The organism is Rhodococcus sp. 2H158 (genome assembly GCF_053764755.1).
This window is the reverse complement of the sequence record NZ_JBSNCE010000014.1, coordinates 1-22,542: the sequence shown is the minus strand read 5'-3', so window position 1 is coordinate 22,542 and position 22,542 is coordinate 1. Positions and strand designations below refer to the sequence as shown.

Sequence of the window (22,542 nt, the reverse complement as noted above, 5' to 3'; positions counted from 1 at the left end):
CAGTATGGAGAAGTGACGTCGAAGTCGAACAGCCGTCCCCGCCGCGTGGCCGTCCTGTCGGTCCACACCTCGCCGCTCGCGCAGCCCGGCACCGGGGACGCCGGCGGGATGAACGTCTACGTTCTGCAGACCGCCGTGCAGCTCGCGCGCCGCGGGGTCGAGGTGGAGATCTTCACCCGGGCGACGTCGTCGGCCGACCCCGTGGTGCAGGAGGCGGCACCCGGCGTGCTCGTGCGCAACGTCGCGGCCGGTCCGTACGAGGGGCTCGACAAGCACGACCTGCCCACGCAGCTGTGCGCGTTCGCGGCCGGGGTGCTGCGGGAGGAGGCCCGTCACCCGCAGGGCTACTACGACCTCGTGCACTCGCACTACTGGCTGTCCGGCCAGGTGGGCTGGCTCGCCCGGGACCGGTGGGGGGTCCCGCTGGTGCACACCGCGCACACGCTCGCCGCCGTGAAGAACGCCTCGCTCGCCGACGGTGACGTGCCCGAGCCGGCGGCCCGGCAGATCGGCGAGCAGCAGGTGGTCGCCGAGTCCGACCGCCTCGTCGCCAACACGGTCGACGAGGCGGCGCAGCTCGAACGCAGCTACGGCGCCGACCCGTCGCGGGTGGATGTGGTGGCGCCGGGTGCGGACCTGTCCCGCTACCGGCCGGGGGACCGGGCGGCCGCCCGGGCGGGCCTCGGCCTCGACCCCCGGTAGACGATCGTGACCTTCGTCGGGCGCATCCAGCCCCTCAAGGCACCGGACGTGCTGCTGCGGGCCGCTGCGGCGGCGATGTCCGCCGACCCGGAGGTGCCCCTGCGCGTGCTGGTGGTCGGCGGGCCCTCCGGCACGGGACTCGAGCGGCCGCACTCGCTGATCGAACTGGCCGCCGAGCTCGGAATCGCCGCCCGGGTGACGTTCCTGCCCCCGCAGCCACCCGAGCGGTTGGTGCAGGTCTACCGCGCCTCGGACGTGGTGGCGGTGCCGAGCTACTCCGAGTCGTTCGGCCTGGTGGCGATCGAGGCGCAGGCCTGCGGGACCCCCGTGCTGGCCGCGAACGTCGGTGGCCTCGGCGTCGCGGTGCGCGACGGCGAGACCGGGCTGCTCGTCGACGGCCATCGCACCGACGACTGGGCCGCCGCGCTGCGCGCGCTGGTCACGGACCCGGGACGGCGGGCTGCCCTCGCGGCGGCCGCGCCCCTGCACGCGGAGAACTTCTCCTGGGAGCACACCGCGGAGGGTCTGCTCGCCAGTTACCGTAAGGCCGGTGCGCTGCGGAACCGTTCGCTCGGGACCGGCGAGTTCCCGCTGCGCCGGCAACGCGGAGTGTGGAAGATCCGGCGGACGACGGGGGTACGGGCGTGAGCGAGCGACTGAGCGAGACGATCGAGGCGACGCTGCGCGATCGCGGCCTCGAGTTCTCCCGCAAGGAGGGTGGGCACTTCGTCGTCGACCTGCCGGGGGAGAACAAGCTCAAGACGACGACGCTGCTCAGTCCCGGCAACCACGGCCTGCGGATCGAGGCGTTCGTGTGCCGCAAGCCCGACGAGAACTTCGAGGGCGTCTACCGGTACCTGCTCCGCCGCAATCGGCGGCTGTACGGGGTCGCGTACACCCTCGACAAGATCGGGGACATCTACCTCGTCGGCCGGATGTCGGAGGCATCGGTCACTCCGGACGAACTGGACACGGTGCTCGGCCAGGTGCTCGAGGCCGCCGACCACGATTTCAACGTCATTCTCGGGCTCGGGTTCCTCACCTCCATCAAGCGGGAGTGGGAGTGGCGGGTCTCGCGGGGCGAGTCGCTCCGCAACCTCGAACCCTTCCGGCACCTGATCGAGGACGGCCGGCCCTTCGTGGTGGAGGACGCGCAGCCGTAACGGCGCAGTATCGGTGACCCGAGCCACAATATTACTGTGAGCATGGTCACATAACGGCCGTGTAACTACACGGTTTCGAAACGGCGATAACTCGGACGCCACCTGGGGAAACGCTGCCGCCCGATCTTGGAATGTGAGACGGGCGTGCCGGAAAACAGCGCGTGACCGATCCGTGATGAGTCTCTAGCGTCGTAATCAGCCCGATACCACCGGGCAAGCAACACCGGCCCGTCGCCGCTGACTCTGCCCCGCGGGACCGGAACTCGATACCTGATCGAGGGGCAGGGACGAGGCACAGCTCCGAATCCGGGCAGCGGGATCGACATCGTCGGCCGCCGCAGTGCCTCGCCAGCAGACGCGAGAGGAATTCAACCGCATCATGGCTAACTTCACCTTCAAGCGCGCCCTCGGCACCGTCGCCGCCACCGCGGCCCTGGCCGTCACCCCGTTCGCCCTCGGCACCGGCACCGCCAACGCCGCCTCCGGCAACTGGGACGCCGTCGCACAGTGCGAGAGCAGTGGGAACTGGGCCATCAACAACGGCAACGGCTACCACGGTGGCCTGCAGTTCTCGCCGAGCACCTGGAACGCCTACGGCGGCCAGCAGTACGCCCCCACCGCCGACCAGGCGACCCGGGAGCAGCAGATCGCCATCGCCGAGAACGTCCTGGACGGCCAGGGACGCGGCGCGTGGCCGGTGTGCGGTCAGTACCTCTGACCCCCCACCGCTGATGCCGCCGCCCGGGCTCGCGCCCGTAGCAGCCGGACGAACCCCGCGTGCGCACCGCACGCGGGGTTCGTCGCGTTCTCACCGGGTCCGCGACGCGGCCGACCGGCGGTAGGCGGCGGCCTCGAAGTCGAGGTATCCCCCGAACGAGACGGCGTCGGCGAAGGGCAGGATCTGGGTGGCCCAGAAACCGGCGAGGCCGTTCTCGCGGTCGATCCAGTAGTACAGGTTCGCCAGGCCGGCCCAGCCGAGCGCCCCGGCGGGCCGGCCCGTCGGCGCCGGCTCCTCGTTGACCATGAACGTGTATGCCCAGTTCTTGGGCAGCCCGGGGAAGAACTCCGCATCGTTCGACAGCGCGGGGATCACGCCCGGCAGGGCGGTGATCTGCTGCCCGTCCAGGCCGCCGCGCACCGCGTCGGCGACCGTTCCGGCCGCCAGCACCCGGCCGCCGGGCGCCTCCCCGTCGCGCAGCCACATCCGGAGGAACCTCAGGTAGTCCGGGACGGTCGTGTACAGACCGTGGCCCCCCATGTGGACCTCCGGATCCTGGGGGAGCACCATCTCGGGCATCGGTACGACGGTCCCGTCCTCGCCGCGCTGGTGGACGACGGCGAGCCGGTCGCGCATGTCGCCGGTGAGGGTGAACGCCGTGTCCTCCATCCCGAGGGGGTCGAAGATCCGTTCGCGCATCACCTCCCCGAGACGCCGGCCCCGGACGGCCTCGACCACCAGACCGCACCAGTCGATGTTCGAGCCGTACATCCACCGCTCGCCCGGATCGAACAGCAGCGGGGTCCGCAGTGCGGCCTTCGACGCCGTGATGACGCTGGGCTGACCGTGCTCCTCGGCGAGACGCCGGTAGTTCTCGTCGAAGAAGTCGTACCCGAGACCGGCCGTGTGGAGCAGCAGCATGCGGGTGGTGATGTCCCGTTTCGGCGCGCGCAGCAGGGGCTCGCCGTCCGTTCCGAAGCCCTCGAGAACCTGGAGTTCCCCGATCTCCGGAACATACCGGGCGGCGGGGGCGTCGAGGTCGAGCAGGCCCTCCTCGACGCACTGGAGTGCCGCTGTGCCGGTGACCGCCTTCGTGGTGGAGAAGGCGGCGAACACGGTATCGGCGGTCATGGCCGTACCGGACCCGGCCGCCCGTTCCCCGGCCACCCCCGAATACACCACGTCGTCCCGGTCGGTGAGCATGGCCACCACGCCCGGCAGGCCCCCCGGGCTGTGGGTGAGTTCCCGTAGGGCTGCATCCATGGTGCTCGCGAAGTCGTCTGTCACGGTTCCTCCTGTGCGCGGGTCCGCCGCCGGTGGGCTCACCGGCGTCGGATGCGGACGCTACGGACCGGGATGTGACGTGGGCCACCTCCGATCGGCACGCGCTGTCGGATTTCGGCATTCACCGTCCGCGGGCCCGGGCGAGGGTCCGCGACGGGTTCTCGCCGAATCGGCGACGGTAGGCGGCGGCGAAGACGCCCATGTTGACGTAGCCCCAGCGGGCCGCCACCGCGGAGACGGTGCACTCGGCCGACGCCGCGGCGAGTTCGTCGCGGATGTGCTGCAACCGCACGTCGCTCAGGTACCGGTTCGGCGTCGTGTCCAGGTGGCGGCGGAACCCGCCCGACAGTGCGCGCACGCTGACGCCCACGGCGGCGGCGATCTCGGAGACCGTGGGCAGATCCGCGGCGTGCTCGCGGATGTACCGTTCCGCGCGGCGGACGTACGCCGGCGCGGCCGGCTGCCGGCCGGCGTCGAGCGCGACGCCCGCTGCGGCGGCCCATTCGGTGACGAGGTGACCGAGGAGCAGCTCCTGCAGGTGAGCGCCCGGCGGGCCCTGCGCGATGCGCACCGGATCGGCGCGGATCGCGCGGACCGCATACGCGAGCAGCGCGTTCCAGCCCGACGATCCGGCCCCGACGACGCACTTGTGCTGCCACAGACGGTCGTCGGGAACGACGCCGAACCAGCGGTCGGCGAGGTCGGCGACGAGCCGGTGCGGCACCGTCAGGTTGAGCTGGAGATGCTCGTCGTCGAAGTCGACGCGATGCTCGATCCGGCTGCAGTCGGCCACGAAGGTGGCGCCGGAGTCGATCTCCACCTCGCCCGCTGCGACCCGGTGCCGGGCGTGACCGCGGATCGTCGTCAGCACCAGGATGTTGCCGGCCTCGGCCGAGAGCTGGTCGACGGTCACCGGGATCCCGTATCGGAACCGGGTGAGCACGATGTCGCCGATCGCGGCGGAGAACATGCTCGATCGCGGGCGCAGCAGGCGCCCGCTCGGCCGCACGCGATAGGGCATGTACACCTGGTCCGACCACGCCCGGATCTCGTCCCAGTCCGTCGAGACCGTCGCCGGCGAGGGGGCGCAGCCGGAGAACGGGTCCAGCGAATGCACGACGTCCGTCATCCGGCCGAGCCTAGAGCGCCGGGGCGGGCGCCGACACTGCCCGATCGGCTGGGTGCCGGGCGCGCGCGACCGGGCACGCGACGGTCCCCGACGCGGTAATGTCCGGCGTGCGTGTGACTGCCTTCACAGCGGTCAGGTACCGTACTCCCGGCACGTCTGGCACGGCGTGCCACAGAGTCCTGCTCCCGAGGAGAACCCATGAGCTTTCGCAGCCCGTTTCCCGACGTCGAAATCCCGGCACTGAGTGTCTACGACTTCCTGTTCGGTTCGATCGCGGAGGCGGACCTCGGTCGCCCGGCGCTGATCGAGGGCGCGTCCGGGGCCGTCACCGACTACCGCACCCTGATCGGGCAGATCGACGCGATCGCCGGGGCCCTCGCGGCGCGCGGCGTGGGGGTCGGCGACGTCGTCGGCCTGCTCTCGCCGAACGTGCCCGCCTTCGCGTCCGTCTTCCACGGCATCCTGCGGGCGGGCGCGACCGCCACCACGATCAATGCCCTCTACACCGCCGAGGACATCGCCAAGCAGCTCGGGGATTCCAAGGCGACGTTCCTGTTCACCGTCTCCCCGCTGCTGCCGCACGCGAAGGAGGCCGCGGCCAAGGTAGGCATCGCCGACGACCGCCTCGTCGTGCTCGACGGCGCCGAGGGACACCCGTCCCTGCGCGACCTGCTCGCCGAGAACGCGCCCGCCCCCGAGGTGTCGTTCGATCCGGCCACCCATCTGGCAGTGCTGCCGTACTCGTCGGGCACCACGGGCCGCCCGAAGGGTGTGATGCTCACGCACACCAACCTGGTCGCCAACGTGTGCCAGATCAACCCGCGCATGGGCATCGGCGCCGACGACAAGGTCCTCGCCGTGCTGCCGTTCTTCCACATCTACGGCATGACCGTGCTGCTCAACGCCGCCCTGTACAACCGGGCGTCGCTGGTGACGATGCCGAAGTTCGACCTGCCGGAGTTCCTGCGGATCGTCGCCGAGCAGAAGTGCACGTACGTGTTCATCGCGCCGCCCGTCGCGGTGGCCCTCGCCAAGCACCCCCTCGTCGACCAGTTCGACCTGTCCAGCGTGCACACCGTGTTCTCGGGCGCCGCGCCCCTGGACAAGGAACTCGGCGGTGCGGTCTCCGCGCGGCTCGGCTGCAAGATCCGCCAGGGCTACGGCATGTCGGAGATGAGCCCGGTCAGCCACGCCATCCCGTTCGACGGCGACGACGTGCCGCTCGACTCGGTGGGCCCGACGATCGCCAACATGGAGTGCAAGCTGGTCGACCCGGGCACGCTCGAGGAGGTCGCCTACCCGACCGGCGAGGGTGTCTCCGAGCCGGGTGAGCTGTGGTGCAAGGGCCCGAACGTGATGGTCGGCTACCTCGGCAACCCGCAGGCCACCGCGGAGACCCTCGACGCCGACGGGTTCCTGCACACCGGCGACATCGCCGTGGTGGACGCGGCCGGCAACGTCACGATCGTCGACCGGCTCAAGGAACTGATCAAGTACAAGGGCTACCAGGTGCCGCCGGCCGAGCTCGAGGCGCTGCTGCTGACCCACCCGCAGATCGCCGACGCCGCGGTCGTGGGCGTGCTCGACGACGAGGGCGAGGAGGTGCCGAAGGCGTTCATCGTGCGCCAGCCGAACGCGGAGCTGACCGAGGACGAGGTCATCGAGTTCGTCGCCGAGCGCGTCTCGCCGCACAAGAAGGTGCGCCAGGTGCAGTTCATCGACATCGTTCCGAAGTCCGCCGCGGGCAAGATCCTGCGCAAGGATCTGCGCACGCCGACGGCGTAGCCGGTTACCGTCCGGGCCGCAGGATCCGGCCGAGATGCGCCGCGAGCGCCTCGATCGTCGGATCCTGCGCCCGGAACCCGACGTAGCCGTCCGGCCGCACCACCACGGCCGCGGCGGCACCGCCGAACCCGTACGCCTGCGCGGCGCGGCCCGCGTCGTCGCGCAGCATCCTGCCGTCGGCCGGCGTCCCGGCGGGTCCCGCCACGAGCACGTACGCCCGCAGCGCGTCGCCGAAGCGGTCCGCCGCCCGCTCGGCCAGCTCCCGCTGCGACGCGAGCGCCTGCACCGTCGGCGCCCACAGCAGCACCGTGTGGCCGGGGTGGCGCAGCAGCTCGTGCAGCCGGAGCGGCGACGCGACGGCGTCCTGTCGCAGTCCCGTCGCATCCGGGGCGCGATCACCCGGGGCCGGACCGCCGCCGGCCGGCACGTCGCCGCCCACGAGCGGGCTGCCGGGGTAGCCGAGCAGCAACTGGGCCTCGCGCGCGATCGCGGTCGCCGCGTCCGTCTCGCCGGCCCCGATGCCCTGCCGGGCGTGCCGCACGGTGCGGCCCACCACCTCCTCCCCGATGGGGCGGCGCTCGGCGTCGTAGCTGTCGAGCAGGCCGTCGGCGGCGCGTCCCTGCACCGCCAGCGCGAGCTTCCAGCCGAGGTTGTAGGCGTCCTGGATGCCGGTGTTCATGCCCTGCGCCCCGGTGGGCGGATGGATGTGCGCGGCGTCCCCGGCCAGGAACACGCGGCCCGCGCCGTAGTTCCCGGCGAGGCGGTGGCTGATCCGGAATACCGACGACCAGCGCAGGGCACTCGCCCGAGTCGGTTCCGGCGCCAGCCGGTCGAGCACCGCCTGGATGTGACCGAGGGTCGGCCGGCGCCCGCCCTCGAGTCCGTGCGCGACGGTTCCGACGCCGGGCGCGGACGTCGCCAGGTCCGGCGCGACGAACGTCGACAGGCGGTAGCGGCCGTCGCCGGGCAGCGGGATGCACACCATCATCTCCGTCGTCGAGCCGTCGGTCCGGGTCGACGCGCGGATGCCGTAGCCGGCCGGCATCGACCAGTCCAGCTCGACGTCGGCGAGCATGTACTCCTCGGGGAACGCGTCGCCGTCGAAGGACACCCCGAGGCCCTTGCGCACGGCGCTGTGCGCGCCGTCGCAGCCGACCAGGTAGCGGGCCGCCAGCCGCGTCGTGTCGTCGCCGTCGCGCAGGGCGGCGACCACGCCGTCCGCGGTCTGTTCGAAGCCGGTGAGTTCGACGCCGCGGCGCACGACGGTGCCGTGCTCGGCCAGGGCCTGCGTCAGCACCCGTTCGGTGGCGTACTGGGGCATGCAGACGAATCGGTACGGCACGTCCTCGGGCAGTGCGAGTTCGAGGCGCATCACCTCCTGCCCGTCGACGTACACGATCTGCCCGTGCATCGGCGCGGACACGTCGAGCGACGGCCGGAGCACGCCCATCGCGTCCCACACCTCGAGCGTGCGCGGCTGGATACCGACCGCCTTGGCGTACTGCGGCGGTTCCGGGAGCCGATCGACGATCACGACGTCGACGCCGCGCCGGCGCAGTTCCAGCGCGGCGGTCAATCCGACCGGACCGGCGCCGACCACCAGGACCGAGGTCTCGCTCATCGGGCATGCCCTTTCGTCGCGTTCGAGGGAAGTATGTCCGAATCCGGCTCCGGCGCGTGCCCATTCGCCGCATCCGGTCCCACGCCGACGTGACCACGCTCCGGACCCTTTCGGCGCCGGGAAGCGCCCGCCCGACGTCACACGTCGAGAATGTGCGGCAGCCCGGCGCGGTAGCGGTCGGCGTCGATCCGCCGCATCGGGTCGAGCTCGGGCGGCTCGTGCAGGCGGTACCGCGCCGGCGGTGCGGCGGGCGAGTCGGCGGCCTCGAGCAGCGCGGCGACGGCCGCCCGCGCCGATTCGCCGGCCGATTCCATGGTCGCGAGATCGATGTCGGTGCGGACGTAGTCGCCGGCGAGGAAGAGGTTCGGGATCGCGGTGCGCGCGTCCGGACGGTCGGCCCACGAGCCGACGGTGTTGACGAGCAGGGGAGTGGCGTTCGTGTTGCGGGCCTGCGCGGCGTCCCACCGGATGCCGGGATCGAGGAACCACGAGACGACGTCGTTCTCGTCGAGCACGCCGGTGCCGGTGTCGTCGAGGCACGCCGACATCTGCGCCCACGTCTCCTCGGCGATCTCCTCGGCGGTGCACTCCTTCGCGGTCTTCCCGTGGAGGATGCCGGGGGTGTCCCAGTCGGAGATGTCCACCGACAGGCAGTCGTGGGCACTGCCGTCGCCGTAGCGGGCGGCGAAGTCCCCGCGCCAGAACTGGCCCTGGCTGATGGAGGTCAGGGCCCACGGCGAGCCGAGGTAGGCGACGTGGCCGTCGGCGATCGGGGTGGGCCGGCGCAGGAAGTACTGGATGCCCACCATCCAGTCCGTCTGCAGGTTCCGCATGGCCTCGAGCCGCGGATCGGCGGCGACGATCCGCGGTGACCACAGCGGCACGGCCCGCTCCACGGGCATCGCCGCGACGTACCAGTCGGCCTCGGCGACGGCGCGGGCGCCGCTGCCGTCCACCAGCCGGGCTCCGGTGATCGAGCCCGAGGAGATGTCGAGAGCCTCGGCCGCCCAGCCCATTTCGAACCGCACGCCGAGGGCGCGCAGGTGCGCGGCCCACGGGTCGATCCAGGCCTCGTTCGTGGGGGCGGCGAGGAGCCGGTCCAGGTGACCGTACGCGGGGACGGTGCCCATCGCGTTCCACACGAACGCCTGGCCCATGACGCCGATGGTGCGGGTGGACGCGACGGTGGGCCGGGCGGCCACCAGTTGCCGGGTCAGCGCCGAGACGAGGATGTTGCGGTAGGCCGGCGACTTGCCGTCGGCCTCGAGCGTCTGCGACCACGTCTGGTGCTCCCATTGGCCGGCGCGGCGTTCGAGGCTGCTGGTCAGGAACATCACCAGCTTGCGGGTGAAGACGGCCAGCTCGTGCGGGGGGATCGCGCCGCCGAGGGAGAAGGCGGCGGCCAGGGACTCCTGCAGCGAGGCGGGGTCGAGGACGTCGGGGCGCAGCGGCGCGATCGACGCGGGGGCGGTCAGGTCGGGCCCGCCGGGGATCGCCATCCGGAAGGCGGATCCGGCGACGAGGTTGTCGAACACGCCGTTCGGGTTGCCCGGGAAGGGGATCCGACGCATCGTGTCGGGGATGTGCTGGTAGAAGCCCGGGAAGAAGCGGAAGCCGTGCTCGCCGGGCAGGTCGGCGCGTCCGCCGGCCCCGGTGCCCGGCGACGGGATGCTGCGGGCCTTGCCGCCCAGGGCGGTCGGTTCGAAGACGGTGACCTCGAAGCCGCGTTCGATCAGTTCGTGGGCGGCCGTCAGGCCCGCTATCCCGCCGCCGAGCACGGCCACGCGCCGGCCCCCCGAGCGCAGCGCGGGCGAGCGCGGTGCGGCGTGAGCGGTCGTGGGCGCGACGGCGAGCGCGCCCAGGGCGGTGAGGAAGGTGCGGCGGGAAAGCCGGGTGTCGAACACGAGAATCCCCCGATCCGGACGTCGTTCTGAAAACAACCGTTGTCACATATATCCGATGTGTGCGGCCCGCGTGGCGGATTCGCCGAACGGTGCGGACGTGGCACCGCCGCCCGGGCGTGCCAGGATTGGCCCATGACCAACGGAACACTTGTGTTGCTCCGCCACGGCGAGAGCGAATGGAACGCGATGAACCTCTTCACGGGGTGGGTGGACGTGCACCTGACCGACAAGGGGATCGCCGAGGGCAAGCGTGCCGGCGAGCTGCTCGCGGAGCACGGTCTCCTGCCGGACGTGCTGTACACGTCGCTGCTGCGCCGCGCGATCAGCACCGCCAACTACGCGCTCGACGCCGCGGATCGGCACTGGATCCCGGTCGTGCGTGACTGGCGCCTGAACGAGCGGCACTACGGTGCGCTGCAGGGCAAGAACAAGGCGGAGATCAAGGCGGAGTTCGGCGAGGAGCAGTTCATGCTGTGGCGCCGCAGCTACGACACCCCGCCGCCCCCGATCGAGCCCGGCAGCAAGTACAGCCAGGACAGCGACGTCCGGTACGCGGACGTCGACGAGGTGCCGCTCACCGAATGCCTGAAGGATGTCGTCGAGCGCCTGATCCCGTACTGGGAGGAGACCATCTCCCAGGACCTGCGGGCCGGCCGGACCGTCCTGATCACGGCCCACGGCAACTCGCTGCGCGCCCTCGTCAAGCACCTCGACGGGATCTCCGACGAGGAGATCGCCGGGCTGAACATCCCCACCGGCATCCCGCTGCGCTACGACCTCGACGAGAACCTGCGCCCGCTGAACCCGGGCGGCACGTACCTCGATCCCGAGGCGGCCGCGGCCGGTGCCGCCGCCGTCGCCGGCCAGGGCGGACGGTAGTCCCCCGGGGGCCGCGGGCAGCCGTCCCGCGGCCCCGGGAAACGGCCGGTGAACACGCGGCAAATGCCGCGAACATGCGGCGTGACGTGCGGCGGAATGCCCCGACCCGCTGTCACCGTCCCGCCGTGCCTACGTACGATTCGAGACGTGACTGTTGTGCAGGCCGTGCTGCTCGCCGGGGCCGCCGTCCTCGGTGCCGTGTTCGCGATCGTGCTGATGCGGCTCCTCCGGGGCCGGGCCACCGACCGCACGGACGCCGACCTGACCATGGCGCAGGTGCTCGACCGCGTCGTCTACGGCGCGGACACGGGCATCGCCGTCGTCGACCGGTTCCACGACGTCATCCTGTTCAACCCGCGCGCCGAGGAACTCGGCCTCGTCCGCAACCGGCTCGTCGAGGACTCGGCCTGGGCGGCCGCCACCCGGGTCCTCGAGACCGGTGAGCCCACCGAGCTCGACCTCACCGCGAAGAGCCCGCGCGGTCGCGAGCGCGTCGCGGTGCGCTGCGTCGCGCGGCGCCTGCTCGACGACGATGCGCGCTTCGTCGCGCTCTACGCCTACGACGACTCCGAGCAGGTCCGGATGGAGGCCACGCGCCGGGACTTCGTCGCCAACGTCAGCCACGAACTCAAGACCCCGGTGGGCGCGATGGCCTTGCTCGCGGAGGCCCTGCTCGAATCCGCCGACGACCCGGAATCCGTGCGGCACTTCGGTACCCGGCTGCAGAGCGAGGCCTACCGGCTCGGCAACATGGTGACCGAACTGATCGCGCTCTCGCGCCTGCAGGGGGCCGAGAAGCTTCCGAACCTCGAGGTGGTCGAGGTCGACGACATCGTCGAGGAGGCGCTGCGCCGCACCCGCCTGACCGCCGAGAACGCGCAGATCACCGTCACCACCGACGCCCCCAGCGGCTACGCGGTCCTCGGCGATCAGACGCTGCTCGTCACCGCCCTGGCCAATCTCATCGAGAACGCGGTCGCCTACTCGTCCCCGGGCTCGCCGGTGTCGGTCAGCCGGTCCCTGCGCGCGGGCAAGGTGGCGATCGCGGTGACCGACCGCGGCATCGGGATCGAGAAGGAGGACCAGGAGCGCGTCTTCGAACGGTTCTTCCGGGTCGACAAGGCCCGTTCCCGCGCCACCGGCGGCACCGGTCTCGGCCTGGCGATCGTCAAGCACGTCGTCGCCAACCACAACGGGGAGATCCAGTTGTGGAGCCAGCCGGGAACCGGATCGACGTTCACGCTCCTGATCCCTGCCCACTCGGCCGACCCCCGCGAGCCGCAGATCGCCTCCCCTCGCCGCGAGGGCGGGGCGGCGCTGACGGCGGAGCGGTGACGACCATGCCGACACCCACGACGAGAAACGGAAGCGAGCCGGATGCACCAGGTAACGGAAGGTACGGAGGACCAGCAGTGACGCGTGTGCTGATCGTGGAGGACGAGGAATCGCTGGCGGATCCGCTCGCGTTCCTGCTGCGCAAGGAGGGCTTCGACACCACCGTCGTCGGCGACGGGCCGTCGGCGCTCGCGGAGTTCGACCGGGCCGGCGCGGACATCGTCCTGCTCGACCTGATGCTGCCCGGCATGAGCGGCACCGACGTGTGCAAGCAGCTGCGCAGCCGGTCCGGCGTGCCCGTGATCATGGTGACCGCTCGCGACAGCGAGATCGACAAGGTCGTCGGCCTCGAGCTGGGAGCGGACGACTACGTCACCAAGCCGTACTCGGCGCGTGAGCTCATCGCCCGCATCCGTGCGGTGCTGCGCCGCGGCGGGGAGAGCGACGCCGAGTCCGCACAGGACGACGGGATCCTCGAGGCCGGGCCGGTGCGGATGGACGTGGACCGGCACGTCGTGCACGTGGCCGGGAAGCCGGTCACCCTGCCGCTCAAGGAGTTCGACCTGCTCGAGTACCTCCTGCGCAACTCCGGCCGGGTGCTCACGCGCGGCCAGCTCATCGACCGGGTGTGGGGTGCCGACTACGTCGGCGACACCAAGACCCTCGACGTGCACGTCAAGCGGCTGCGTTCGAAGATCGAGGCCGATCCCGCCAAGCCGCAGCACCTGGTCACCGTCCGCGGCCTCGGCTACAAGCTCGAGGGGTAGCGGACGGGCTCCGGCGTCCGCTCGGCGGCGGCCGTCGTCGCGGGGTGCACGGCGATCAGACCCAGCCCCTCGCGGCGGCGGCACAGCCGCGCGAGCTCCTCGTAGGCGGCATCGCCGATCAGCTCGCGCAGTTCCGGCGCGTACGACTGCCACACCGGCGAGGCGCCCACGTGGGCGTCCGGCGATCCGGAGCAGTACCAGTCCAGGTCGTGGCCGCCCTCGCCCCAGCCGCGCCGGTCGTACTCGGTGACGACGGTGCGCAGCACCTCGGTGCCGTCGGGGCGCTCGACCCAGTCCTGGGTCCGGCGGATCGGCAGCTGCCAGCACACGTCCGGCTTCACCTCGAGGGGTTCGATGCCGCGCCGCAGCGCCATCTTGTGCAGCGAGCAGCCGATGCCACCGGCGAAACCGGGCCGGTTGAGGAAGATGCAGGCACCCTTGTAGCGGCGGGTGCGCAGGGCCGGCTCGTCCTCGAGGTCGTCCTCCTCGAGGTAGCCCTTCTTGCCGAGTCCCTTCTCCATGAACTGCCAGTCCTCGGGAGTGAGATGTCTCACGGCGGCGTCCAGCTTGGCGCGATCGTCGTCGTCCGACAGGAACGCGCCGTGGGAGCAGCACCCGTCGTCCGGACGGTCGGCGATGATGCCCTGGCACGCGGGCGTGCCGAACACGCAGGTCCAGCGGGAGAGCAGCCACGTCAGGTCGGCGGCGACGACGTGCTCGCTGTTGTCCGGGTCGGTGAACTCGACCCATTCGCGCGGGAAATCGAGGGGAACTTCGGGGGCCGGGACCTGCTTGTGTGCGGCGCCGGGCATACCTGCTGTCACAGGACCCGACGGTAGACCCAGTACCGTATGTATGTGCGCCTAGGGGTACTCGACGTCGGAAGCAATACCGTCCATCTGCTCGTGGTGGACGCTCATCGCGGTGGCCATCCCACCCCCATGAGCTCGACGAAGGCAACCCTGCGTCTGTCCGAGAACACGGACGACCGCGGCGACATCACCCCGCAGGGCGCCGACCGGCTGGTCGAGACGGTCGCCGACTTCGCGGGCATCGCCCGCACCTCCGGGTGCGAGGAGCTGATGGCCTTCGCGACCTCCGCGGTGCGCGACGCCAACAACTCCGAAGCGGTTCTCCGTCGCGTCCGCGCCGAGACCGGCGTCGCACTCGAGGTGCTCTCCGGCGTGGACGAGGCCCGGCTGACGTTCCTGGCGGTCCGGCGCTGGTACGGCTGGAGCGCGGGACGCATCCTGTGCCTCGACATCGGCGGCGGCTCCCTCGAGCTGACCTTCGGCGGCGACGAGGACCCGGACTGCGCGTTCTCGCTGCAGCTCGGCGCCGGTCGCCTCACCCGGGACTGGCTGAGCGAGGACCCGCCCGGCAAGCGGCGCGTCGCGGTGCTGCGGGACTGGCTCGACGCCGAGCTCGTCCGGCCCGCCCAGGAGCTGCGTGCGGCCGGCGTTCCCGACCTGTGCGTCGGGAGCTCGAAGACCTTCCGCACCCTGGCGCGGCTGACCGGTGCCGCCCCGTCGTCGGCGGGCCCGCGCGTGCGGCGCACCCTGACCGCCGCCGGGCTGCGTCAGCTCATCGCATTCATCTCCCGCATGACGGCCGCGGACCGTGCCGAGCTCGAGGGCGTGAGCTCCGACCGGTCGCAGCAGATCGTCGCCGGTGCGCTGGTCGCGGAGGCCGCCATGCGTGCGCTGGGAGTGGAGACGCTCGACATCTGTCCCTGGGCCCTGCGAGAGGGGCTCATCCTCCGCAAACTCGACACCGAGATGGGGGGCGAATTGATGGTGGTTTCGCAATGACGGACGGTCACAGCACCGACACCGGGCAGATCTCCGTCGCGGAGCTGCTGGCCCGGAACGGCCAGAAGGTGAATTCCCGCGCCGGCGGACGTCGCCGCCGCGGCGTCAGCGGGGGAATCTCGGTCGCGGAACTGACCGGAGAGATTCCCGTCAGCATTCCGGAGCCCGAGCCGACCGAGCCTCCGGAGACGAAGGCTCGGGAGGCCGAGGTTCCGGAGGCCGAGCGGGTCGTGTCCGCCCAGCCTGCGGCGCCGAAGGGGGAGTCCCTCGTGCCGGCGAAGGCGGAGCCCGCGGTGCCGGCGACGCCGAGGGTGGAGCCCGTCGTACCGGCGAAGCCGAAGGCGGGTCCCGTCGTGCCGGCCAAGGCGGGGTCCGTCGTACCGGCGAAGGCGGGGCCCGTGGCGCCGGCGACGCCGAAGGTCGAGCCCCTCGCACTGGAGCCGCCGAAGGTCGAGCCGCCCGAGCCGGAGACCCCGGTCCCGCCGTCGCCGCCCCGGACGCGCGAGGAGCCGGCAGCCGCCGAGCGGGTGCAGCCGGTGAAGGTCGAGTCGCCGACCGAGATCATCCGCCCGGCCGTCCTGCCGCGACGGGCGCGGGCCCACGCCGAGGTGACCGCGAGCGCGCCGGTGCGGCCCGCCGACGCCCCCGAGCCGAGGCTGCTGTCCGGGCCCGCGAGCGATCTGCGGGGCAACGGTGACGACACCGCCGACGGCGACACCGAGACGATCGGCGAGCCCGTCGCCGCGGACGAGCCGGACGAGGAGAAGCCGGAGGAGCGGTCCGCGCGGTCACGCCGTCGCCGCGGCACTGCCGCCCCGGCGGAGACTCCGTCCGCGGCGGAGCCGGACGAGGCCCCGTCCGGCACCGGTGAGCCGCGCGGCGCGATCGGTCAGTGGGTGCGGCTGATCGGCGAGGGCGTCGTCGCGATCATCGCGGGCGCGCTGCTGTTCAAGGGCTTCGAACAGTTGTGGGACGCGTTGCCGTGGGTGGCGTTCGCGCTCGCACTGCTGGTCATCGTCGGTCTGGTGGCGATGGTGCGCATCCTGCGCCGCACCGACGACATCACGAGCCAACTCATCGCTCTCGCCGTGGGTGCCTTCGTGACGTTCGGTCCGCTGCTGTTCCTGCTGCCCACCGGCTGATCCGCACGTCGTCATGAGCGTCCTTTCGCGAGAGATCCTGGTCGGGTTGTCGACCGCCTCGGTGTATCCGGAGAACACCGAGGCGGCCTTCCGCTATGCGGCCGAACTCGGCTACGACGGCGTGGAGCTGATGATCTGGGCCGAGTCGGTGAGCCAGGACGTGCGGGCGGTGCAGGCGCTGGTGCGCAAGTACGGCGTACCGGTGCTGGCGGTGCACGTGCCGTGCCTGCTGATCTCGCAACGCGTGTGGGGCTCGGACCCGGCCGCGAAGCTCGAGCGGTCGGTGCGGGCGGCGGAATCGTTCGGTGCCACGTCGGTGGTGGTGCATCCGCCGTTCCGGTGGCAGCGCCGCTACGCCGACGGCTTCGCGGATCAGGTGGCGGACCTCGAGGACCGCAGTCACGTGGTCGTCGCGGTGGAGAACATGTACCCGATGCGCGCCGACGTGTTCTTCGGCGGTCGCGACCGGACCGCCCAGCGCATGCGCAAGCGGGGCGGGCCGGGCCGGGCGGTGTCGGCCTACAGCCCGTCGATCGATCCCACCGACATCGGCTTCGCGCACTACACGCTGGACCTCTCGCACACGGCCACGGCGGGGATGGACGCGGTGGCGCTCGCCGAGCGCATGGGCGGTGGTCTGGCCCATCTGCACCTCGCGGACGGCCACGGTGCTTCGACGGACGAACATCTGCTCCCGGGCGAGGGGGGCCAGCCGTGTGAGCAGGTGTGCCGGCTCCTCGCCGAGAGCGACTTCTCCGGGCACGTCGTCCTGGAGGTCAGCACCCAGGGGGCGCGTACCCGGTCCGCGCGCGCGCGGGCGCTCGCCCAGGCGCTGGCCTTCGCGCGCGAGCATCTGCACCGCGCCCCCCGCCTGGCGATCACCACCGGGCCCGAGCATCCGCGTTCGACGGCGATCGAGCAGGTTCGCGCCTCAGGCCAGGGCGCCGATCCCGGCGCCGAGAACCACGACTCCTGAGATCGTCACCCCGGCGACGAGGGCGGCGGCGCCGAGCCACACCGAGGCGATCATCGCGCCCGGCCGCCGGGGGTCGGGGCCGAGCACGGACAGGAAGAACCCGGCCGGGATCAGGATCGCCGAGCCGAGCACGGCGAGCGCGCCGGCCGCGGCCCATCCGGGTGAGGCGCCGACCGCGTCGGTGAGCACCGCCACGAGCAACCCCAGGGTGACGAGGACGCCGGCGTGGGCGTGACCGGCCCGGAAGAAGGCCTTCTGCAGATCGTTGGCCGGCACCCGCCCACCGGCGACGCGCAGCAGGAACGTGCCGCCGAAGGCGATCCCGGCGACGGTGAGCAGGGTGGCGCCGAGGGCGATGACGAGTACGGGATGCACGAGGTCCTCCTCGCAGACAATTGGATAGTTGCAGTATCCAATACTGGATAGTTGTACTATCCGATGTCAAGAGGAGGTGGTAATGCGGATCTCGGAACTGGTGGCCCGCACCGGCGTCCCGCTGGCGACCGTGAAGTACTACCTGCGCGAGGGCCTGCTGATGCCGGGCGAGGCGACCAGCGCCACCCAGGCCCGGTACGACGAGCGGCACGTCCGCCGCCTCGCCCTGATCCGGGCGCTCGCCGCCCAGGGGCTGCCGCTGCCGCGCATCCGCGAGATCGTCCGTCTCCTCGACGGCACCGACGAGTCGCTGTTCGTCGCCCTCGGCCGGGCCATCGCCGCGCTGCCGCCCTACCCGCCCGACGACGACGCGCCCGAACCCCGCGACTATCCGCGCGCCCGGCGCGTCCTCGAGCGGCTCGGCCAGCTCTACGACCCGCGGTTCGCGGCCGTCGCGCAGCTCGAGCGAGCCCTGGCCGCCCTCGAATCCGCCGGTCTGGCGATGAGCGACGAGCGCATCGACGTCTACGGACGGCACGTGCTGGGTATCGCCGAGCTCGACCTCGACCTGCTGCCCACCCGGTCCCGGGATGCGACGGTCGAGGCGGCGGTCCTCGGCACCGCCCTGTACGAACCCGTCCTCACCGCGATGCGCCGCCTCGCCCACCAGCACCTTGCCGCCCGCCGCTTCACCGAGTTCTTTCCATCCGGTTCCCCCGACAGCCCCGTCGCCGATTCCCAGGAGCAGCAGTGACCGACGCCGTGCCCGATCCCGAGAACCACCCGTTCCGCGACCTGACGACACTCGACGCCGCCGGCGCCGATCGCTGGCTCGCCCACATCGCCCCGGTCTGGACGATCGGCCCCAAGGTGCACGGTGGTTGCATGCTCGCCGTGTGCGCCGCGGCGGCCCGGTCGGCGCTGCAGGCCGCCGGGTCCGATCCGGCCGTGCAGCCCCTCGCGGTGAGTGCCGGGTTCGTCGCCGCCCCCGACCCCGGCGACGTGCAGCTGACCACCACCGTCCGCAAGCTGGGCAAGCAGGTCGGTCTGGTCGACGTGGAGCTGGCCCAGGGCGACCGCATCGCGGTCCGTGCCTCGGTGACGCTCGGGCAGCCCGACGCGGGGGAGCCGCGATACACCGCGCCGCACCCGGTCACCGGGCTGCCGGTGCAGCCGCCCGCCGGCGCGCCCCTCATCGGTCCCGGCCATCCCATGGCGCAGGTGGTGAACCTGTGTGGCGGGGCCGACCTCGTCGTGGACGAGACCAGCGCCCGCTTCCTCGCGGGAGAGCAGGGTGAACCGGTGGTGCGGATGTGGGCGCGGCCGTGGCCGGGGGACGAGGCCGACGTCGACACCGCCGTGCTGTTCGCGCTGATGGCCGGGGACATCTCGGCCCCGGTCACGATGAACCGCGGCCTGTTCGGCTGGGCTCCGACCGTGCAGCTCACCGCCTACCTGCGGCGACTGCCGGCGCCCGGCTGGCTGCGGATCATGGCCGACAGCACGGTCCTGGGCAACGCCTGGTTCGAGGAGGACCACACCGTCGTCGACGCCACCGGCGCCGTCGTCGTGCAGAGCCGCCAGCTCGCGATGATCCCGCGCTGATCGTCGGGGCGATGCGGGCCACGACAACGGTCGTGGCAGGCTGTTGCCCATGACGAGAATTGCGGTGATCGGTGGCGGCAGGATCGGCGAGGCGCTGGTCTCGGGGCTGCTGCAGAGTGGATTCGCGACCAAGGATCTGGTGGTCGTCGAGAAGTTCCCGGCCCGGACCGAGGAGCTGGCCACCGAGTACTCGATCCGCGTCACCGACTCGATCGCCGACGCGGCCGAAGGTGCCGATGTGCTGGTGATCGCGGTCAAGCCGGGCGACGTGGACGTGGTGCTCGCGGATCTGGGCAAGGCCGACCTGGACAGCGACCGCGAGAAGCTGCTGATGTCGCTGGTGGCCGGCGTGCCCACGTCGCGGTACGAGAACAAGCTGCCCGCCGGATCGCCGGTCGTGCGCGTCATGCCCAACACCCCGATGCTGGTGGGGGAGGGTGCGAGCGTGATCGCCGCCGGCCGGCACGTCAAGTCCGACCATCTGGCGCTGGCGCGCGAGATCCTGGAGTCCGTGGGTACCGTGACGGTGGTTCCCGAGTCCCAGATCGACGCGGTCACCGCCGTGTCCGGTTCCGGCCCGGCATACTTCTTCCTCGTCGCCGAGGCGATGATCGATGCGGGCGTCGCTCTGGGCCTGACGCGGGCGACCACCACCGAGCTGGTGGTGCAGACGATGACCGGTTCGGCGGCCATGCTCGCCCGGTCGGGGGAGAACGCCGCCGACCTGCGTGCAGCGGTGACATCGCCGGGCGGAACCACCGCGGCGGCGATCCGGGAACTCGAGCGTGGCGGCGTCCGGACGGCGTTCTACGAGGCGCTGGCGGCGGCCCGGGACCGCTCCGCGGCCCTCGGTTCGTCCGGTGATTGAGGAAATTCGTCGCGCGCATCGTCGCACGGGAACCATTGGTCACGCTAAGCTCGATTGAGCACGTGCGTGTCTGTTCCGCCGGAGGGGAAGCCGGCGGCGCGGGACGTGCCGGAGGTGTGTAATGGTATCTGGAAGCAAACCGTCGAAGGGTCAACCCGAGGACGGTCAGTCGGTTCTCTCCGGCACCCAGTTCCTCACCGTCGCCGAGGTGGCGGCGCTGATGCGGGTGTCGAAGATGACCGTGTACAGGCTGGTGCACAGCGGGGAACTGCCCGCCGTGCGAGTGGGGCGTTCGTTCCGGGTGCACGCCAAGGCTGTGCACGACTACCTGGAAACGTCCTACTTCGACGTCGGCTGAGCGGTCGACGACCGCAATCGAACCCGGAGCGGACCTCGGTTTCACCGATCGAAACCCGCCCCGGTAGGATTGCTTGTCGTCGTACCGGCCACCCGGTGTCGTGAGGCGCTGAGCTCGTCACCACGAGGCCCAGCGTCGACAACAGGCGTACGTCACCGGCGTGCGCGCAGGAACGCTAGAGAGAACGTGAGGGAAAACCCAGATGGGTTCTGTGATCAAGAAGCGCCGCAAGCGCATGTCGAAGAAGAAGCACCGCAAGCTGCTCCGCCGCACCCGAGTGCAGCGTCGTAAACTCGGCAAGTAGATCGATCTCCCGATGCCCGTCACCCCGCGGTGGCGGGCATCGAGCGTTTCCGCCGGCTCGTCGGCGGCCGGCGGTGCGGCCGGCGAGCGGAATGTCCGGTTCGGTCGGAATGCGGAGTGTGCGCACCGGGGCCGAAGGTCCCGCTAGAGGGGGCTTTCCGGTGATCGGTTACTCCGGTGTAATGCTTTGTTGCGAAAGTCACCGTATCGTGAGAGACCGGAGTGACGGCAGGGGGTATGTGGGTGAGTTCGGAGATCGACGGTATCGACCCGCCGAGGGTGGCCCTGGTGACCGGAGCGAGCCGATTCCTCGGTGGCTACCTGGTCACCCGGCTGGCGCAGCATCCGGCGGTCGAGCGCGTCATCGCGGTCGACACCCAATCGCCCACCAAGGACATGCTGCGGCGCATGGGCCGCGCCGAGTTCGTGCTCGCCGACATCCGCAACCCCCTCATCGGCAAGGTCATCCGGAACATGGACGTCGACACCGTCGTCCACGCGTCGACCCTCACCAAGGCTCCCAAGTCCGGTAGCCGCGCCGCGATGAAGGACATGAACGTCCTCGGCGCGATGCAGTTGTTCGCCGTGTGCCAGAAGACCCCGTCCGTGCGGCGCGTCGTGCTGCGCTCGTCGTCCGTGGTGTACGGCTCGAGCGCGAAGGACCCCGCGAAGTTCACCGAGGAGATGAGCGCGCGGCGGCGGCCGACCGGCGCCTTCGCCCGCGACATGATCGAGGTCGAGGGCTACCTGCGCGGCATGGCGCGCCGGCGGCCCGATATCGCCGCGACGATCCTGCGTCTCGCCCCGACGGTGGGCAACCATATGCCCGGCTCGGTCTCGCGGTACCTCACCTCTCCGATCGTGCCCACCATCCTCGGTCGCGACGCCCGGTTGCAGTTGCTGCACGAGGAGGACGCCCTCTCGGCGCTCGAACGGGCCACCGTCGCGGGGCCGCCCGGGACCTACAACGTCGCCGGCGACGGCATCGTGATGATGTCGCAGGCCGTGCGGCGGGCCGGCGGACTGACCGTGCCGATGCCCTACGGGTTGTTCCGCACCGTCGGGCAGGCACTGATGGGGCCGGTGATGAAGTCGTTCAACAAGGAAGAACTCGACTACTTCCACTTCGGGCGCGGCCTGGACACCACGCGGATGCGCACCGAGCTCGGCTTCGAGCCGAGGTGGACCACCAAGCAGGCACTCGACGACTTCGCCCGCAACGTCGGACTGCGGCGAGTCGTCAGGACGGAATGGGTCGATCGAACCGAGTCGGTCCTGCTCTCGGCGCTCGGAGAGCGGATGGAGGCGCGATGACAGAAGTTGCCAAGGTGATCCCGCTCCACGGTGGGACGGGGTCGGCGCGGCGGGCGGCCGCACGCCCGGGCGCCGGTTCCGGTCATCCGTCGACGTACGGACTCGGCTCCCCCACCCCACCCGAGCGCCCCGAGCTGCCCGTGCAGGAGACGGCGGCCGACGGGTTCCTCGACGATCTGCGGCACAAACTGGTCGGGCAGATCACCGGTACCGCCGAGTTCCTCCGGCGCCGCATCACGGGCGACTACGAGGTGGACGACTTCGGCTTCGATCCGCATTTCACCGACAACGTCCTGCTGCCCGCGCTGCGGCCGCTGTTCGAGAAGTGGTTCCGCGTCGAGGTGCGGGGCATCGAGAACATTCCGGCCGACGGCCGCGCGCTGATCGTCGCCAACCATGCCGGCACCTTGCCGGTGGACGCGCTGATGACCTCCGTCGCGGTGCACGACCTCGCCCATCGTCCGCTGCGCATGCTCGCGGCCGTCGGCCGGAATGTTCTCGAT

22 protein-coding genes and 1 pseudogene are annotated in these 22,542 nt (G+C 71.4%); 17 read left to right on the top strand and 6 right to left on the bottom strand.

What is annotated here, in order from left to right:
• The first annotated feature begins 12 nt into the window (after nt 1–12).
• From mshA to ACWPOB_RS15210, 3 genes and pseudogenes are all read left to right on the top strand, one after another.
• Nucleotides 13–1,350: pseudogene (gene mshA / locus ACWPOB_RS15220) on the top strand (D-inositol-3-phosphate glycosyltransferase).
• Nucleotides 1,347–1,865, top strand: a complete 519-nt coding sequence (locus ACWPOB_RS15215) for a type III secretion system chaperone family protein (protein ID WP_006936013.1) — start codon at nt 1,347–1,349, stop codon at nt 1,863–1,865. The pseudogene mshA and the gene ACWPOB_RS15215 overlap by 4 nt, the downstream one beginning before the upstream one ends.
• A gap of 379 nt (nt 1,866–2,244) precedes the next feature.
• Nucleotides 2,245–2,583, top strand: coding sequence for a transglycosylase family protein (locus tag ACWPOB_RS15210; protein ID WP_100057550.1), 339 nt, complete (start codon nt 2,245–2,247; stop codon nt 2,581–2,583).
• Between the two features lie 90 nt (nt 2,584–2,673).
• Here ACWPOB_RS15210 and ACWPOB_RS15205 read toward each other — a convergent pair whose 3' ends face one another.
• Both ACWPOB_RS15205 and ACWPOB_RS15200 read right to left on the bottom strand, forming a co-directional pair.
• Nucleotides 2,674–3,870: a serine hydrolase domain-containing protein gene (locus ACWPOB_RS15205; RefSeq protein ID WP_100057549.1), complete on the bottom strand. Its 1,197-nt coding sequence runs from the start codon at nt 3,868–3,870 to the stop codon at nt 2,674–2,676.
• A gap of 118 nt (nt 3,871–3,988) precedes the next feature.
• Nucleotides 3,989–4,996 carry an AraC family transcriptional regulator gene (locus tag ACWPOB_RS15200; RefSeq protein ID WP_455401327.1) on the bottom strand — a complete coding sequence of 336 codons (1,008 nt, stop codon included), beginning with the start codon at nt 4,994–4,996 and terminating at the stop codon, nt 3,989–3,991.
• Nucleotides 4,997–5,194: 198 nt separating this feature from the next.
• On the opposite strand from ACWPOB_RS15200, the gene ACWPOB_RS15195 reads away from it, so the two are divergent.
• Nucleotides 5,195–6,781, top strand: a complete 1,587-nt coding sequence (locus ACWPOB_RS15195) for an AMP-binding protein (protein ID WP_455401326.1) — start codon at nt 5,195–5,197, stop codon at nt 6,779–6,781.
• Between the two features lie 4 nt (nt 6,782–6,785).
• Here ACWPOB_RS15195 and ACWPOB_RS15190 read toward each other — a convergent pair whose 3' ends face one another.
• Complete coding sequence (locus tag ACWPOB_RS15190) at nt 6,786–8,402, bottom strand: FAD-dependent oxidoreductase (RefSeq protein ID WP_455401325.1); 1,617 nt, start codon at nt 8,400–8,402, stop codon at nt 6,786–6,788.
• Nucleotides 8,403–8,539: 137 nt separating this feature from the next.
• Nucleotides 8,540–10,306 carry an FAD-dependent oxidoreductase gene (locus tag ACWPOB_RS15185; RefSeq protein ID WP_455401324.1) on the bottom strand — a complete coding sequence of 589 codons (1,767 nt, stop codon included), beginning with the start codon at nt 10,304–10,306 and terminating at the stop codon, nt 8,540–8,542.
• Nucleotides 10,307–10,438: 132 nt separating this feature from the next.
• Between ACWPOB_RS15185 and ACWPOB_RS15180 the strand changes: the two genes are divergently transcribed.
• From ACWPOB_RS15180 to ACWPOB_RS15170, 3 genes are all read left to right on the top strand, one after another.
• A complete protein-coding gene (locus ACWPOB_RS15180) occupies nt 10,439–11,185 on the top strand; it encodes a phosphoglyceromutase (RefSeq protein WP_006936001.1) in 747 nt (248 codons plus the stop codon).
• A gap of 147 nt (nt 11,186–11,332) precedes the next feature.
• Nucleotides 11,333–12,520: a sensor histidine kinase gene (locus tag ACWPOB_RS15175; RefSeq protein ID WP_100058357.1), complete on the top strand. Its 1,188-nt coding sequence runs from the start codon at nt 11,333–11,335 to the stop codon at nt 12,518–12,520.
• Nucleotides 12,521–12,597: 77 nt separating this feature from the next.
• The gene (locus ACWPOB_RS15170) at nt 12,598–13,287 is read left to right on the top strand and encodes a response regulator transcription factor (RefSeq protein ID WP_100058358.1); all 690 of its coding nucleotides are present in this window, start codon (nt 12,598–12,600) and stop codon (nt 13,285–13,287) included.
• On the opposite strand, the gene ACWPOB_RS15165 is transcribed toward ACWPOB_RS15170, so the two are convergent.
• Entirely contained in the window at nt 13,269–14,099 is an 831-nt protein-coding gene (locus ACWPOB_RS15165) for a hypothetical protein (RefSeq protein ID WP_455401415.1), read from the bottom strand. The genes ACWPOB_RS15170 and ACWPOB_RS15165 overlap by 19 nt on opposite strands.
• Nucleotides 14,100–14,144: 45 nt before the next feature.
• Between ACWPOB_RS15165 and ACWPOB_RS15160 the strand changes: the two genes are divergently transcribed.
• From ACWPOB_RS15160 to ACWPOB_RS15150, 3 genes are read left to right on the top strand one after another with little or no spacing between them, the layout of a single operon-like run.
• The gene (locus ACWPOB_RS15160; RefSeq protein ID WP_165039248.1) at nt 14,145–15,098 is read left to right on the top strand and encodes a Ppx/GppA phosphatase family protein; all 954 of its coding nucleotides are present in this window, start codon (nt 14,145–14,147) and stop codon (nt 15,096–15,098) included.
• Entirely contained in the window at nt 15,095–16,240 is a 1,146-nt protein-coding gene (locus tag ACWPOB_RS15155) for a hypothetical protein (RefSeq protein ID WP_455401323.1), read from the top strand. Before ACWPOB_RS15160 ends, ACWPOB_RS15155 begins: the two co-directional genes overlap by 4 nt.
• A 13-nt stretch (nt 16,241–16,253) precedes the next feature.
• Nucleotides 16,254–17,216, top strand: a complete 963-nt coding sequence (locus tag ACWPOB_RS15150; protein WP_100057168.1) for a sugar phosphate isomerase/epimerase family protein — start codon at nt 16,254–16,256, stop codon at nt 17,214–17,216.
• Here the strand turns inward: ACWPOB_RS15150 and ACWPOB_RS15145 are convergent.
• Complete coding sequence (locus tag ACWPOB_RS15145; protein WP_100057167.1) at nt 17,172–17,591, bottom strand: hypothetical protein; 420 nt, start codon at nt 17,589–17,591, stop codon at nt 17,172–17,174. The two genes, ACWPOB_RS15150 and ACWPOB_RS15145, sit on opposite strands and share 45 nt — an antisense overlap.
• Nucleotides 17,592–17,673: 82 nt before the next feature.
• On the opposite strand from ACWPOB_RS15145, the gene ACWPOB_RS15140 reads away from it, so the two are divergent.
• The 7 genes from ACWPOB_RS15140 to ACWPOB_RS15110 form a co-directional block, all read left to right on the top strand.
• Entirely contained in the window at nt 17,674–18,345 is a 672-nt protein-coding gene (locus tag ACWPOB_RS15140) for a MerR family transcriptional regulator (protein WP_455401322.1), read from the top strand.
• On the top strand, nt 18,342–19,196 hold the full coding sequence (locus tag ACWPOB_RS15135; RefSeq protein ID WP_100057165.1) for a thioesterase family protein: 855 nt from the start codon (nt 18,342–18,344) through the stop codon (nt 19,194–19,196). The genes ACWPOB_RS15140 and ACWPOB_RS15135 overlap by 4 nt, the downstream gene beginning before the upstream one ends.
• 49 nt (nt 19,197–19,245) lie before the next feature.
• Entirely contained in the window at nt 19,246–20,064 is an 819-nt protein-coding gene (gene proC / locus ACWPOB_RS15130) for a pyrroline-5-carboxylate reductase (RefSeq protein WP_100057164.1), read from the top strand.
• Nucleotides 20,065–20,185: 121 nt separating this feature from the next.
• A complete protein-coding gene (locus ACWPOB_RS15125) occupies nt 20,186–20,422 on the top strand; it encodes a helix-turn-helix domain-containing protein (RefSeq protein WP_003937551.1) in 237 nt (78 codons plus the stop codon).
• A 202-nt stretch (nt 20,423–20,624) separates the two neighbouring features.
• Nucleotides 20,625–20,726 carry a 30S ribosomal protein bS22 gene (locus tag ACWPOB_RS15120; protein WP_003402602.1) on the top strand — a complete coding sequence of 34 codons (102 nt, stop codon included), beginning with the start codon at nt 20,625–20,627 and terminating at the stop codon, nt 20,724–20,726.
• Nucleotides 20,727–20,962: 236 nt separating this feature from the next.
• Nucleotides 20,963–22,039, top strand: a complete 1,077-nt coding sequence (locus ACWPOB_RS15115) for an NAD-dependent epimerase/dehydratase family protein (protein ID WP_044475927.1) — start codon at nt 20,963–20,965, stop codon at nt 22,037–22,039.
• A partial coding sequence (locus ACWPOB_RS15110) for a 1-acyl-sn-glycerol-3-phosphate acyltransferase (RefSeq protein WP_455401321.1) occupies nt 22,036–22,542 on the top strand: 507 nt, incomplete at its 3' end. The genes ACWPOB_RS15115 and ACWPOB_RS15110, both read left to right, overlap by 4 nt.

Coding starts and splice junctions, on each gene's coding strand:
- ACWPOB_RS15210 (WP_100057550.1), top strand. CDS start 2,245: ATGGCTAACTTCACCTTCAAGCGCGCCCTCGGCACCGTCGCCGCCACC.
- ACWPOB_RS15200 (WP_455401327.1), bottom strand. CDS start 4,996: ATGACGGACGTCGTGCATTCGCTGGACCCGTTCTCCGGCTGCGCCCCC.
- ACWPOB_RS15195 (WP_455401326.1), top strand. CDS start 5,195: ATGAGCTTTCGCAGCCCGTTTCCCGACGTCGAAATCCCGGCACTGAGT.
- ACWPOB_RS15190 (WP_455401325.1), bottom strand. CDS start 8,402: ATGAGCGAGACCTCGGTCCTGGTGGTCGGCGCCGGTCCGGTCGGATTG.
- ACWPOB_RS15180 (WP_006936001.1), top strand. CDS start 10,439: ATGACCAACGGAACACTTGTGTTGCTCCGCCACGGCGAGAGCGAATGG.
- ACWPOB_RS15165 (WP_455401415.1), bottom strand. CDS start 14,099: ATGCCCGGCGCCGCACACAAGCAGGTCCCGGCCCCCGAAGTTCCCCTC.
- ACWPOB_RS15155 (WP_455401323.1), top strand. CDS start 15,095: ATGACGGACGGTCACAGCACCGACACCGGGCAGATCTCCGTCGCGGAG.
- ACWPOB_RS15150 (WP_100057168.1), top strand. CDS start 16,254: ATGAGCGTCCTTTCGCGAGAGATCCTGGTCGGGTTGTCGACCGCCTCG.
- ACWPOB_RS15140 (WP_455401322.1), top strand. CDS start 17,674: ATGCGGATCTCGGAACTGGTGGCCCGCACCGGCGTCCCGCTGGCGACC.
- proC (WP_100057164.1), top strand. CDS start 19,246: ATGACGAGAATTGCGGTGATCGGTGGCGGCAGGATCGGCGAGGCGCTG.
- ACWPOB_RS15125 (WP_003937551.1), top strand. CDS start 20,186: ATGGTATCTGGAAGCAAACCGTCGAAGGGTCAACCCGAGGACGGTCAG.
- ACWPOB_RS15120 (WP_003402602.1), top strand. CDS start 20,625: ATGGGTTCTGTGATCAAGAAGCGCCGCAAGCGCATGTCGAAGAAGAAG.
- ACWPOB_RS15115 (WP_044475927.1), top strand. CDS start 20,963: ATGTGGGTGAGTTCGGAGATCGACGGTATCGACCCGCCGAGGGTGGCC.